General features: G+C 61.9%; 12 protein-coding genes. 4 read left to right on the plus strand and 8 right to left on the minus strand.

Annotated features, from left to right (window positions below):
* Nucleotides 1-3: 3 nt before the first annotated feature.
* Nucleotides 4-1380: an ammonium transporter gene (locus tag ICI42_RS05110; protein WP_188163410.1), complete on the plus strand. Its 1377-nt coding sequence runs from the start codon at nucleotides 4-6 to the stop codon at nucleotides 1378-1380.
* 267 nt (nucleotides 1381-1647) lie between these two features.
* On the opposite strand, the gene ICI42_RS05115 is transcribed toward ICI42_RS05110, so the two are convergent.
* From ICI42_RS05115 to leuC, 7 genes are all read right to left on the minus strand, one after another.
* Nucleotides 1648-2427, minus strand: coding sequence for a succinate dehydrogenase iron-sulfur subunit (locus ICI42_RS05115; protein WP_188163411.1), 780 nt, complete (start codon nucleotides 2425-2427; stop codon nucleotides 1648-1650).
* Nucleotides 2428-2443: 16 nt separating this feature from the next.
* The gene (sdhA, locus tag ICI42_RS05120; RefSeq protein ID WP_188163412.1) at nucleotides 2444-4282 is read right to left on the minus strand and encodes a succinate dehydrogenase flavoprotein subunit; all 1839 of its coding nucleotides are present in this window, start codon (nucleotides 4280-4282) and stop codon (nucleotides 2444-2446) included.
* Nucleotides 4283-4284: 2 nt separating this feature from the next.
* On the minus strand, nucleotides 4285-4668 hold the full coding sequence (gene sdhD, locus ICI42_RS05125) for a succinate dehydrogenase, hydrophobic membrane anchor protein (RefSeq protein WP_188163413.1): 384 nt from the start codon (nucleotides 4666-4668) through the stop codon (nucleotides 4285-4287).
* Nucleotides 4669-4670: 2 nt separating this feature from the next.
* The gene (sdhC, locus tag ICI42_RS05130) at nucleotides 4671-5087 is read right to left on the minus strand and encodes a succinate dehydrogenase, cytochrome b556 subunit (protein WP_188163414.1); all 417 of its coding nucleotides are present in this window, start codon (nucleotides 5085-5087) and stop codon (nucleotides 4671-4673) included.
* A gap of 214 nt (nucleotides 5088-5301) precedes the next feature.
* A complete protein-coding gene (locus tag ICI42_RS05135) occupies nucleotides 5302-5595 on the minus strand; it encodes a hypothetical protein (protein ID WP_210316960.1) in 294 nt (97 codons plus the stop codon).
* Nucleotides 5596-5820: 225 nt separating this feature from the next.
* Nucleotides 5821-7035 (minus strand): GGDEF domain-containing protein, encoded by a 1215-nt coding sequence (locus ICI42_RS05140; RefSeq protein ID WP_188163416.1) that lies wholly within the window; start codon nucleotides 7033-7035, stop codon nucleotides 5821-5823.
* A gap of 176 nt (nucleotides 7036-7211) precedes the next feature.
* Nucleotides 7212-8627: a 3-isopropylmalate dehydratase large subunit gene (gene leuC, locus ICI42_RS05145; protein WP_188163417.1), complete on the minus strand. Its 1416-nt coding sequence runs from the start codon at nucleotides 8625-8627 to the stop codon at nucleotides 7212-7214.
* Nucleotides 8628-8962: 335 nt separating this feature from the next.
* Here leuC and ICI42_RS05150 point away from each other — a divergent pair, with 335 nt between their 5' ends.
* Nucleotides 8963-10186, plus strand: a complete 1224-nt coding sequence (locus ICI42_RS05150) for an argininosuccinate synthase (RefSeq protein WP_188163418.1) — start codon at nucleotides 8963-8965, stop codon at nucleotides 10184-10186.
* Between the two features lie 89 nt (nucleotides 10187-10275).
* Here the strand turns inward: ICI42_RS05150 and ICI42_RS05155 are convergent, their stop codons facing one another.
* Nucleotides 10276-11085, minus strand: coding sequence for a lytic murein transglycosylase (locus ICI42_RS05155; protein ID WP_407945136.1), 810 nt, complete (start codon nucleotides 11083-11085; stop codon nucleotides 10276-10278).
* A 40-nt stretch (nucleotides 11086-11125) separates the two neighbouring features.
* On the opposite strand from ICI42_RS05155, the gene ICI42_RS23550 reads away from it, so the two are divergent.
* Together ICI42_RS23550 and ICI42_RS05165 are read left to right on the plus strand one after the other, a co-directional pair.
* Nucleotides 11126-11470, plus strand: a complete 345-nt coding sequence (locus ICI42_RS23550; RefSeq protein WP_230980149.1) for a hypothetical protein — start codon at nucleotides 11126-11128, stop codon at nucleotides 11468-11470.
* A 78-nt stretch (nucleotides 11471-11548) separates the two neighbouring features.
* Nucleotides 11549-12604, plus strand: coding sequence for a zinc-binding metallopeptidase family protein (locus ICI42_RS05165; protein WP_188163420.1), 1056 nt, complete (start codon nucleotides 11549-11551; stop codon nucleotides 12602-12604).
* Nucleotides 12605-12674 lie beyond the last annotated feature (70 nt).

Here is a 12674-nt window from a genome sequence, read left to right on the forward strand (position 1 = left end):
TCAATGAAATTTCCCTCGATCTTGAAGACGGCGGCGCGCCCGGCCCTCGCGGCCACGCTCGCCCTGGGCGCGCTCGGCACGACCATGGCGTTTGCCCAGGACGCCGCTCCCGCCGCCCCGGATGCGGCAGCCGCTGCCGTGACCACCATCGACAAGGGCGATGTCGCCTGGATGATGGTCTCGACCATCTTGGTCCTGTTCATGATGCTGCCAGGTCTCGCCCTCTTCTACGGCGGTCTGGTTCGCGCCAAGAACATGCTCTCCGTGCTGATGCAGTGCACGGTCATCTTCGCACTCGTTTGCGTCATCTGGGTCGTCTACGGCTATTCCTTCGCCTTTGGCGGTTCGACCAGCCCCTACTGGGGCGGCCTCGGCAAGCTCTTCCTCTCCGGCGTAACCCCTGAATCGGAGGCCGCCACCTTTAGCGATGGCGTGATGATCCCGGAATTCGTGTTCATCTGCTTCCAGATGACCTTCGCCTGCATCACCCCGGCCCTAATCGTCGGCGCCTTTGCAGAACGCATCAAGTTCTCGGCGGTCCTGCTGTTCACCGCGCTCTGGGTTACCTTCGTCTACTTCCCGGTCGCTCACATGGTCTGGGACGCCAACGGCCTAATCTTCAACTGGGGCGCGCTCGACTTCGCAGGCGGCACGGTCGTTCACATCAATGCCGGTATCGCAGCCCTCGTCGGTTCGATCATGATCGGCAAGCGCACCGGCTACGGTAAGGACAACATGGCGCCGCACTCCATGACCCTCACCATGGTCGGCGCCTCGATCCTGTTCGTCGGCTGGTTCGGTTTCAACGCCGGTTCCAACCTCGAAGCCAATGGCGCCACGACGCTCGCCATGATCAACACCTTCACCGCCACGGCGGGCGCAATCCTCGCCTGGGTGATCATCGAAAGCGTCGCTCGCGGCAAGGCATCGATGCTGGGTGCTGCTTCAGGCATGATCGCCGGTCTCGTAGCGGTCACGCCCGCTGCCGGCCTCATCGGCCCTGTTGGCGCGATCTTCCTGGGCGCTCTTGCCTCGGCTGTCTGCTACTTCTTCGTGGCCGTCGTGAAGCTGAAGTTCGGCTATGACGACTCGCTCGACGTGTTCGGCATCCATGGCATCGGCGGCATCATCGGCGCCATCGGCACCGGCATCTTCGCCTCCACCTCGCTGGGCGGCATCGGCTATGCCGATGACATCACGATGGGCGCCCAGGTCTGGATCCAGATCAAGGCGGTTCTCGTGACCATCGTCTGGTGCGGTATCGGGTCGGCCATCTTCTACAAGATCACCGACGTCATCGTCGGACTGCGCCCGACCGTCGAGGAAGAGCGCCAGGGTCTGGACCTCACCTCGCATGGCGAAGTAGCTTATCACTCCTGAGATCGATGCGGGCGGCTTCGGCCGCCCCATTCCAACCATCTCCCGTCGTGGTCCTCTTCCGAGAGCCACACTTCAAAGGCCCGGCTCGTCCGGGCCTTTTTTTCACGAATGCAAGCCGGGCCGGACTGCTCGTACCGCGCGGCAAGGTTCCGAGCCTTCACAGCCAGTGGAGAACAGAGCGGTTCAACCAACCATGCAAGGCACCAGGCAGCAAAAAGGGCGCATCGAATCCAATCGACGCGCCCTCTGAAACTGTCGCGATGCGGATCAGACGCGGCGTTCCACCATCATCTTCTTGATCTCGGCGATTGCCTTTGCCGGGTTGAGCCCCTTGGGGCAGGTCTGCGCGCAGTTCATGATGGTGTGGCAGCGATAGAGCCGGAACGGGTCCTCGAGGTTGTCGAGGCGCTCGCCCTTGGCCTCGTCTCGGCTGTCGATCAACCAGCGATAGGCCTGCAGCAGCGTTGCCGGGCCGAGATAGCGGTCGCCGTTCCACCAGTAGCTCGGGCAGGAGGTCGAGCAGCACGCGCACAGGATGCACTCGTAGAGACCGTCGAGCTTCTGGCGGTCCTCATGGCTCTGCCGCCACTCCTTCGCCGGCTCGGGCGATACAGTCTTCAGCCAGGGCTCGATGGAGGCATGCTGGGCGTAGAAATTGGTGAGGTCGGGCACCAGATCCTTGACCACGGCCATATGCGGCAGCGGATACACCTTCACCGCGCCGGAAATGTCGTCGCAGCCTTTTGTGCAGGCTAGCGTGTTCGAGCCGTCTATGTTCATGGCGCACGAACCGCAGATGCCTTCGCGGCAGGAGCGGCGCAGGGTCAGCGTCGGATCGATCTTGTTCTTGATGTAGAGCAGGGCATCCAGAACCATCGGGCCGCAATCGTCCATGTCGACGAAATAGGTGTCGATGCTCGGATTCTCGTCGTCGTCCGGCGACCAGCGATAAATGCGGTATTCGCGCAGATTGGTCGCGCCTTCCGGCTTCGGCCAGGTCTTGCCCTGCTTGATCTGCGAGTTCTTGGGAAGCGTGAGTTCGACCATTGAGCCGTATCCTTCCTCAGTAAACGCGCGCTTTGGGCGCGATCTTGGCCAGGCTGATGCCGCCATCCTCTTCCTTCAGCAGCGGTTCCGTGTGAACCGGCCGGTAGGTGAGGGTGACCTCGCCGTCGGGAGCGACATGCGCCAGCGTGTGGACGCGCCAGGTGGCGTCGTCGCGGCTCGAAAAGTCCTCGCGAGCGTGCGCGCCGCGGCTTTCCTTGCGCGCTTCAGCGCCATAGACGGTGGCAATGGCGTTGGCCATCAGGTTTTCCAGTTCCAGCGTCTCCACCAGATCGGAATTCCAGATCATCGAGCGGTCATGGACCTTGAGATCCGGCAGTTCCTTCCAGATTTCGGAAATGCGCCGGCATCCCTGTTCGAGCGACTCCTGCGTGCGGAACACGGCAGCGTCGTCCTGCATGGCCTTCTGCATCTTCTCGCGCAGCACAGCCGTCGGCGTCGAGCCATTGGCGTGGCGCAACCTGTCGAAACGCTCCATGATCTTGTCGACCGACGCCTGGTTGATCGAGGGGATCGGCGCGTTGCGGTCGATGACCTGGCCGGCACGGATGGCAGCCGCGCGACCGAACACCACGAGATCGATCAGCGAGTTGGAACCCAGGCGGTTGGCGCCATGGACGGAGGCGCAACCGGCTTCGCCAACGGCCATCAGGCCCGGCGACACGCGATCGGGTTCGTCGGCGGTCGGGTTCAACACCTCGCCCCAATAATTGGTCGGGATGCCGCCCATATTGTAGTGGACGGTCGGCAGCACCGGGATCGGCTCCTTGGTGACATCGACGCCGGCGAAAATCTTGGCCGATTCCGAGATGCCGGGCAGGCGCTCATGCAAAACGGCGGGATCGAGGTGGTCGAGATGCAGGTAGATGTGGTCCTTGTTCTTGCCGACGCCGCGGCCCTCGCGAATCTCCAGCGTCATGCAGCGGGACACCACGTCGCGCGAGGCGAGATCCTTGGCCGACGGCGCATAGCGCTCCATGAAGCGCTCGCCTTCGGAGTTCACGAGATAGCCGCCTTCGCCGCGTGCGCCTTCGGTGATCAGGCAACCCGAGCCGTAGATGCCGGTGGGGTGGAACTGCACGAACTCCATGTCCTGCAGCGGCAGTCCCGCGCGCACCGCCATGCCGCCGCCGTCGCCGGTGCAGGTATGAGCTGATGTGGCGGAGAAATAGGAGCGGCCGTAGCCGCCGGTGGCCAGTACGACCATTTTGGCGGAGAAACGGTGGATGGTGCCGTCATCGAGGTTCCAGGCCACGACGCCGGTGCAGGTGCCGTCAGGCTCCATGATCAGGTCGAGCGCGAAGTACTCGATGAAGAACTGCGCGTTGTTCTTCAGCGACTGGCCGTAAAGCGTGTGCAGGATGGCGTGGCCGGTACGGTCGGCGGCGGCACAGGTGCGCTGTACAGGCGGGCCGTCGCCATAGTTCATCATGTGGCCGCCGAACGGGCGCTGATAGATCTTGCCTTCCTCGGTGCGCGAGAACGGCACGCCGTAGTGCTCGAGCTCGTAGACGGCGGCTGGCGCTTCGCGCACCAGATATTCCATGGCGTCCATGTCGCCGAGCCAGTCCGAACCCTTGACGGTGTCGTACATGTGCCACTTCCAGGAGTCGGCGCCCATGTTCTGCAGCGAGGCTGCGATGCCGCCCTGGGCGGCCACTGTGTGCGAGCGGGTCGGGAACACTTTGGTGATGCAGGCTGTCTTCAGGCCCTGCTCGGCCATGCCAAGCGTGGCGCGCAGCCCCGCGCCGCCGGCGCCGACGATGACCACGTCGAATTTGTGATCGACATAAGTGTAGGCGGAAGTCGCCCCGCCGGGCTTGCCGTCCTTGGCCACTCTCAGCCTCCGAATGCGAGTTTAAGCAGAGCGAAGATCGAAGCGACGCCGACTGCGATAGTGAAGAAGGTGTTCAGCATGACGAGAAGGATTTTGAGGCCCTCGCCATGGATATAGTCCTCGATGATGACCTGCATGCCGAGCCGCATGTGGTAAAGGCCCGAGATCATGAACAACGCCAGCACCAGCCCGACGAAGGGGTTGGACAGCGAGGCGCGGACATCAGCGAAATCGCCGCCGCTGAGCGCGATGAGCAGGCCGACGAAGAACAATGTCAGCGGCACGTTGGACACGGCCGTGAGGCGCTGGCGCCAGAAGTGCTCGGTGCCTTCCTTGGCCGATCCAAGGCCACGAACCTTGGCGAGAGGGGTGCGCATGTCGCTCATGGTCAGAAGCCTCCCCGGACCGCGAGGCCGACAGCCCAGATCAAAATGGTGAGTGTCACCGAACCGATGATGGTTGCCCAGCCGAGTTTCGACGCCGTGTGCTTTTCAAGCGCTGTGCCGGTGTCCCACATGAAGTGGCGGAGACCGCCGAGCATGTGATGCATCAATGCCCAGGTGTAGCCCAAAAGGACGATCCGCCCGATCCAGGAGCCGAAAATCCATTGGACGGTGTTGAAGGCGCTTTCGGAGGTGGCCGCGGTGATCAGCCATGCGGCGACCAGCAGCGTTCCGAAATACAGAGCAGCGCCCGTGGCGCGATGGGAAAACGACATCACATAGGTGATCGTCGGCCGCCATACGGAAAGATGCGGCGAGAGCGGGCGTGCTCTTGCGGTTTGGGTGGCTGTGGATTTGCTCATGGCTCCCCCAGATCGTGTCCGGCCGAGGCGTGGTTGAATAGGTGGCGAAGCCGCAGAAATGCGACCGTGGACAGCGGCTTTCTAATGCGCTTTTTGCAGCGCGTCAAAGCCGGAAAACCGTTTCCGTGCTGCTATTTAGTCACAGAGCCCAATAGCCATGGCTTCAATCGATTGAAGCCAGATGTCACTTTGCCGCAGCGCATCAAAAAGCGATTCAGCGTCGGCAGTTGACGGGCTCCTTGCCGCTTTTCATGTAAAGCGCTTCATTGCCGTCGAGCACCAGAGCATAGGGCGTCTGGCCATATCGCGAGCGTTGGCTTGCCGGTGCCGCGGGCAACTCGACCATGTCGCCATCGGGATCGACCAGAGATACGGCGGTAATGCGGTTGTCGATCATCAAGGTTGCACCGCCCTCGCAACGATAGGCGGCGTGCTTCGGCTGGGGCGAGCCCAGATCGGGCGTGCTGGACAAAGCGGTTTCGGTGGCAAGCGGCGAGGAGCCCGACAAAGCGAGACTTGTCTTGTCGGTTTCGACGCAGGCCGAACAAGAAGACACGCGCCGATGGCGGCGGCGCGCCCGATGGTCTTGGATGCAGACATGTCCTCTCCCTCGACCGGGAAGCTAGCCTATTGTCTGGCTAAGGGAAATCCCCTTTGGGGATGGCTTATTCGGTTGGGAGTTTCCACCGCAGGCCGATGCTTGCGGGAAAAAAACGCCCCGCTGCAAGGCGCCTCAAATTGCCGGGGGCTTGTTGCCGAACGGGTAGATGAGGTTGCCCGCCGACTGCGGCGTCGCGGAAACGCGAACGCAGTCACGTCCGCTGTTCTTGGCATCGTAAAGCGCTGAGTCGGCGCGCATCGTCAGTTCGTACAGGCTTTCGCGTTCGGCCAACTCGGCGACGCCGAAACTCGCGGTAAAACGCTGCCCTTGAGGCAACCCGTCAATCGCCATTCCGGCAAAAGCAACGCGGATACCCTCAGCAAACAGCCTGGCGCTCGATAACGGTGTGCCGGGCAGAATGACGGCAAACTCCTCGCCGCCCAACCGCCCCAGGATATGCGACCCCGGCGACGATGCGCTCAGGAATTGCGAAAATGCCTGGATCACCCTGTCGCCGGCAGCGTGGCCGAAGGTGTCGTTGATGACCTTGAAGTGGTCCAGGTCGCAAGCCACCATGGACACATAAAGGCTTTTGGCGAGAGCGTTGTGGATGGTCTCGGAGGCGCGCCGTTCGAAGCCGCGCCGGTTGAGAAGCCCCGACAACGTGTCCGTCTCCGAGCGCATGGTGGCTTCCGAAAGCACGTCGCGCATCAGGATGACGAGCAGCATCAGCGCGATCGCCAGGGAGAAGATGGTGCCGAGCGATTGCGAGACCATTGCGTAATTGCTCTGCAGATAACCTGCCGTATCCATGCCGCTGTCACCAAAATACAGTGCGACGAATGGCTTTGCGGCAAATTGCAGTCCGCTCGCAAAAAACAGTCCGACCAGCAGATAATCGAATGTGTCTCTTCTGAAACTCGACCGGAGAACCACGATAGCGCCGGCAATCTGCATGATCGTGAAGGGCAGTTGGTAGGCCATCATTCGGATGATGGAGGTGCGCTCCATGTCCTCAAACAGATACACAAGGACGACGCAGACGGCGAAAAACGGCGCTGTCGCCCATAAGGGGAAGCGGACATGGTATTTCCGCGCCAAACCGATGGTCAGCGAGATTGTCGTCGCCAGAAACGCGGCGAAAGCCACGGTGAAGACATAGCGGCCGTTTGCAAACAGCGGAGTGACGAATTCCAGCACGGTGTACACCATGCCCAGCAGGTAGGCGAAGGCGAACCAACAGGCGGCGCCACGACGCTTGTCATACAGCGCAATCCCGAAAAAAGCCCCCGCCAGCAGTGCTGCGCCGCACAGATTGATCGTCAGAATGAATTCGGCGCCACTCATCGTCGTGTTCTTCGCTACTTGGGAAGGCTGGGCCAGGACAAGCTGCGCCCGAATTATACATCTGTATCGACTGCGTGGCGAATTCTTGGCGCCAGCCACCGGCTGGCGTCCGGCCACAAGAAAGGGGCGCACTCCATGACGGAAGGCGCCCCTTTAGTCCGTGAAATATTAAAGGCTCAGCCTTGCCAGTCGCGGATATCCACGAAATGGCCTGCAATTGCGGCGGCCGCTGCCATGGCCGGCGACACCAGATGCGTGCGGCCCTTGAAGCCCTGGCGGCCTTCGAAGTTGCGGTTCGAGGTCGACGCACAACGCTCATAGGGGCTCAGGCGATCGTCGTTCATGGCCAGGCACATCGAGCAGCCCGGCTCGCGCCAGTCGAAGCCAGCGGCGACGAAGATCTTGTCGAGACCTTCCGCCTCAGCCATCTCCTTCACCAGGCCGGAGCCTGGAACGATCATGGCGCTGACGCTCGATGCCACCGTCTTGCCCTCGACCACCTTGGCCACGGCGCGCAAATCCTCGATCCGGCCATTGGTGCAGGAGCCGATGAAGACGCGGTCGACGGAGATGTCGGTGATCTTGGTGCCGGCGGTCAGGCCCATATATTCGAGCGCGCGCTTCTTGGAGTTGCGCTTGTTCTCATCGGCGATCTGCTCGGCGTCCGGAACGATGCCGGTTACCGCCACGACATCCTCGGGCGAAGACCCCCAGGTGACGATGGGCGGCAGCTTGGCGGCGTCGAGCACGACGATCTTGTCGAAATGCGCGCCTTCGTCGGTCTGCAGCGTCTTCCAATATTCGAGCGCCTTTTCGAAGGCCTCGCCTTTCGGTGCGCGCGGCTTGTCCTTGACGTAGGCGAAGGTGGTCTCGTCCGGCGCGATCAGGCCGGCGCGGGCGCCGCCCTCGATGGACATGTTGCAGATCGTCATGCGGCCTTCCATCGACAGCGCGCGAATCGCTTCGCCGGCATATTCGATGACGTAGCCAGTGCCGCCGGCGGTGCCGATCTCACCGATGATCGCCAGCACGATGTCCTTGGCGGTCACGCCTTCGGGCAGTTGCCCGTCGACGCGCACCAGCATGTTCTTGGCCTTCTTCTGGATCAGCGTCTGGGTGGCGAGCACATGCTCGACCTCCGAGGTGCCGATGCCATGCGCCAGCGCACCGAAGGCGCCATGCGTCGAGGTATGGCTGTCGCCGCAGACGATGGTCATGCCCGGAAGGGTGAACCCCTGCTCAGGGCCGACAATATGGACGATGCCCTGGCGCGGGTCGTTCTCGGAATAATACTCGACGCCGAAATCCTTGGCGTTGGTCGCCAGCGCCGCGATCTGGATGCGGCTTTCCTCATTGCGGTTGATGCCGAGCTTGCGGTCGGGCGAGGTCGGCACATTGTGGTCGACCACGGCCAGCGTGCGCTCGGGGTGTCGAACCTTGCGGCCGGCCATGCGCAGGCCTTCGAAAGCCTGGGGGCTGGTGACCTCGTGAACGAGGTGGCGGTCAATATAGAGCAGGCAGGTGCCGTCTTCCTGGCGGTCGACGACGTGATCGTCGAAAATCTTATCGTAAAGGGTGCGCGGTGCGCTCATGGCCATGATCCGTCGATAGGAATGAAGATTTCAGAAGTCCGGCTTCAGCCGGAAAGCCCGTCGGCTCAAGGAAGTCGGCAGTTAAGCGCGCCGGAAATACGCGCAAAGAACCGTGCCGGCAGACGCTTCTTGTCCTGCAGCACGAAACCCTTATACGCCGGATCTCCAAACAGCTCTTCCATCGCCGCTCCATACCAATGTTTTGCGGTTTCGGCAATTGGCCCGCTTTGGAGCATCGTCAACGGGTCCGGCGCCCTTGCCCGTCGCGGCATTCCTGTTAAGAGTGCGCCGGAATCTGCCTTCAGGGCACCTGTGGAACTGGCCGGGATAAAGACATGTCCAAGTGGAAAGACGTCAAGAAAGTCGTGCTCGCCTATTCGGGCGGCCTCGACACCTCCATCATCCTGAAATGGCTGCAGACCGAGCTGGGTGCGGAGGTGGTCACCTTCACCGCCGATCTCGGCCAGGGCGAGGAGCTTGAGCCGGCGCGCAAAAAGGCTGAGATGCTCGGCATCAAGGACATCTTCATCGAGGACGTGCGCGAGGAATTCGTCCGCGATTTCGTCTTCCCGATGTTCCGCGCCAATGCCGTCTATGAAGGCGTCTATCTGCTGGGCACCTCGATTGCCCGCCCGCTGATCTCCAAGCACCTGATCGAGATCGCCGAAAAAACCGGCGCGGATGCTATCGCGCATGGTGCGACCGGCAAGGGCAACGACCAGGTCCGCTTCGAGCTCTCGGCTTATGCGTTGAACCCCGACATCAAGATCATCGCGCCGTGGCGCGACTGGGCTTTCAAGAGCCGCACCGACCTGCTCGACTTCGCCGAAAAGCACCAGATCCCGGTCGCCAAGGACAAGAAGGGTGAAGCGCCGTTCTCCGTCGACGCCAACCTGCTGCACTCGTCCTCCGAGGGTAAGGTTCTGGAAGACCCGGCGGTCGAAGCGCCCGAATATGTCCATATGCGCACTATTTCGCCGGAGGCCGCGCCCGATAAGGCAACGATCATCAAGATCGGTTTTGAGAAGGGCGATGCGGTATCCATCGACGGCGAGCGCCTGTCGCCCGCGACCCTGCTGGCCAAGCTCAACGATTACGGCCGAGACAACGGCATCGGCCGTCTCGATCTGGTCGAGAACCGTTTCGTCGGCATGAAGAGCCGCGGCGTCTACGAGACGCCCGGCGGCACGATCCTTTTGACCGCGCACCGCGCAATCGAATCCATCACGCTCGACCGGGGTGCAGCACACCTCAAGGACGAGTTAATGCCGCGTTATGCCGAGCTCATCTATTACGGCTTCTGGTTCTCGCCTGAGCGCCAGATGCTGCAGGCCGCCATCGACCTCAGCCAGAAGGACGTCGAGGGTGAAGTGACGTTGAAGCTCTATAAGGGCAATGTCATGGTTATCGGTCGCGAAAGCCCGAAATCGCTCTATTCCGACACGCTGGTCACATTCGAGGACGATCAGGGCGCCTACGATCAGAAGGACGCCGCGGGCTTCATCAAGCTCAACGCGCTGCGCCTGCGCACGCTTGCCGCCCGCAGTCGCCGGGGCTGAGGGGCGCCCGTAGTTTAAGTTGCTTCACGTCACAGAAAGGCCGCGCAAGGTGCGCGGCCTTTCTGTCTGTCGATCCGATGTCTCGACGATCAGTTGTCGTCGATTTCCTTGGCGATGATGGCGATGGCCTGCTGATAGACGCCTGCCGAGTTCCAGCCCTGGATGGCGCCGAAATTGGCTTGTCCCGGCTGGTAGCCGCTGCCTGCGCGCCAGCCATGGCCCTTCAGGAAGTTGGCGGTCGATGCCAGAGCGTCGGCGGTCGACTTGACCATGTCGATGCGGCCGTTGCCGTCGCCGTCCACGCCGTATCTCAGAACGTTGACCGGCAGGAACTGGGTCTGGCCGATTTCGCCATGGGCGGCGCCGATCGACGACGCATTGATCGTGCCGCGGTCGACGAGCTTCAGCGCTGCGACAAGCTGGTTGGTGAAGAACTCGCTGCGGCGGCAATCATAGGCCAGCGTGGCGACTGCGGAGACGGTGTTCTGGTTGCCCAAAAAGCCTCCGAAGCCGGTTTCCATGCCCCAGATAGCAAGCAGCGGGCCGGCGGGAACGCCGTAGCGTGCTTCGATCTGCTGGAACAGGCCGGCGTTCTTGCGCTTCAGGGACTTGCCCTTGGATGCGATGGCCTTGGCGCCGCGCTTGTTCATGAATTCGCTGAGCGAAAGCTTGAAGCTCTTCTGGTTGCGATCCGCATAGATCGTCTTGCTGGCATAGCTCGTGCCCGCCAGGGCATTCAGGCCGGCCTGGCCGACACCGTTCGCCGCCGCTTCGTTTCTGAACGCAGCCTTCCAGGCCTCGAAGCCTGAAGCGGTGTTGCCGCATTGCGCAGCCTGTGCCGCTACCGCGCTGAGGCCGAGCAGAACCGTTGCCGCCGCCATACTTTTCATCGTGGCAATGATCGCCATGCCAAACTCCCCTATCGCCTGATTCTCGCCCGTGGACGGATTTCCAATCGAACGCTGGCCTGTCAGCCTTAACAAGGCGTTTACATCCGCCTCTCTTCATGCTGGCAGGTCGCAGAAAACTTGGCTTCGATCAAGTATTCCGCATGCCGCATGGGGGAAAATCAATGAAAGATGTCGATGTTGTGATCATCGGCGCAGGTTCCGCTGGATTGGCGGCGGCAAAACCGTGCGGCAGGCGGATTTTACTTTCAAGCTCCTCGAAGCGATGGACCGCATCGGCGGAGCGCTTGCAGGACCGGTGATTCACACCTGTGGCGGCGCAAGGCTTTCCGGCCAAGCCGTGGCGCGGGATGCGATAAAGGAGCTGGCCGCCTGAATATCGGTTTTCGGACGGAACAACTTCCGCCCAACTTCGTTGCGGGGCCACCTCCCTCCCTCCCGAACTGCGTGTCCCATGAAACTCTTCGTATGCCCCAACTGCTCCCAGCGGCTTTATTTCGAGAATGCACAGTGCCTGAATTGCAGCAGCTTCGTTTCTTATGATCCGGATGCGGGCGGCTTTGTGCTGTCTGGCGTCGACGGCCATTTTCAATGCCTCAACGCAACCGAGTGCAGCTGCAACTGGACGGCGCCGGAAGGCAGCTTCTGCCGCGCCTGCGCGCTTAACAAGATCATCCCCGACTTGTCCGTCGACGGCAATCGCCAGCGCTGGACGCGCGTGGAGGCGGCCAAACGTCGCGCGATCTATTCTTTTTTCGCCTTCGGCCTTCCCGTCGAGCCCAAGTCAAGCCCGGACGACCAGACCGGCATCGCCTTCGACTTCCTCGCCAGCACGCCCGGTGCCGGTCCGGGCGGCGAGCATATTCTGACGGGTCATGACAACGGTCTGATCACGCTCAACGTCGCCGAGGCCGATTCGGCCGAACGCGAGAAGATGCGCGTCGAGATGGGCGAGAACTACCGCACCCTGCTCGGCCATTTCCGCCACGAACTCGGCCATTACTACTGGGACCGGCTGATCCGCGACGATCCCGCCTGGCTCGAAGAATTTCGCGCCATGTTCGGCGACGAGACGCTCGACTACGAACAGGCGCTGCAGACTCATTATGCCGAAGGCCCGAAGCCGGGCTGGCAGGAAAGCCACATCTCGGCCTATGCGGCGAGCCACCCTTGGGAAGACTGGGCCGAAACCTGGGCGCACTACATCCACATCACCGATACGCTGGAGATGGTCGCGGCGCTGAACTTCCCGCTCGGCAAGCTCGAAACAACGGAAAACGACCGTAAGCAGGTGACCGAACAGGCCCAGCCCGACGAGTCGGCGCCGCCCGCTGCTCCGGAAGGCGATTTTGCGCCGATCCTGGCGCGCTGGCTGGTGCTGTCCGAGGCGTCCAACGCCATCAACCGCTGCATGGGCCTGCCCGACCTCTATCCGTTCGTCATCTCGCAGACCATCGGGCAGAAGCTGGGTTTCGTGCATCGCCTGCTGACCAGCAAAGCCTCTCGCTGACGTTCTTCCGCAAACGCAAACGTGCTTAACGAGTTCTATACGTATTGGCCATAAGCCTTGAGTCTTGGAA

Source organism: Oryzicola mucosus, assembly GCF_014534685.1.
GTDB classification, from domain to species: Bacteria; Pseudomonadota; Alphaproteobacteria; order Rhizobiales; family Rhizobiaceae; genus Oryzicola; species Oryzicola mucosus.

Excerpts from the sequence above, each read along its gene's own strand:
- ICI42_RS05110 (WP_188163410.1), top strand. The coding sequence starts at position 4 with ATGAAATTTCCCTCGATCTTGAAGACGGCGGCGCGCCCGGCCCTCGCG.
- ICI42_RS05115 (WP_188163411.1), bottom strand. The coding sequence starts at position 2,427 with ATGGTCGAACTCACGCTTCCCAAGAACTCGCAGATCAAGCAGGGCAAG.
- sdhD (WP_188163413.1), bottom strand. The coding sequence starts at position 4,668 with ATGAGCGACATGCGCACCCCTCTCGCCAAGGTTCGTGGCCTTGGATCG.
- sdhC (WP_188163414.1), bottom strand. The coding sequence starts at position 5,087 with ATGAGCAAATCCACAGCCACCCAAACCGCAAGAGCACGCCCGCTCTCG.
- ICI42_RS05140 (WP_188163416.1), bottom strand. The coding sequence starts at position 7,035 with ATGAGTGGCGCCGAATTCATTCTGACGATCAATCTGTGCGGCGCAGCA.
- leuC (WP_188163417.1), bottom strand. The coding sequence starts at position 8,627 with ATGAGCGCACCGCGCACCCTTTACGATAAGATTTTCGACGATCACGTC.
- ICI42_RS05150 (WP_188163418.1), top strand. The coding sequence starts at position 8,963 with ATGTCCAAGTGGAAAGACGTCAAGAAAGTCGTGCTCGCCTATTCGGGC.
- ICI42_RS05165 (WP_188163420.1), top strand. The coding sequence starts at position 11,549 with ATGAAACTCTTCGTATGCCCCAACTGCTCCCAGCGGCTTTATTTCGAG.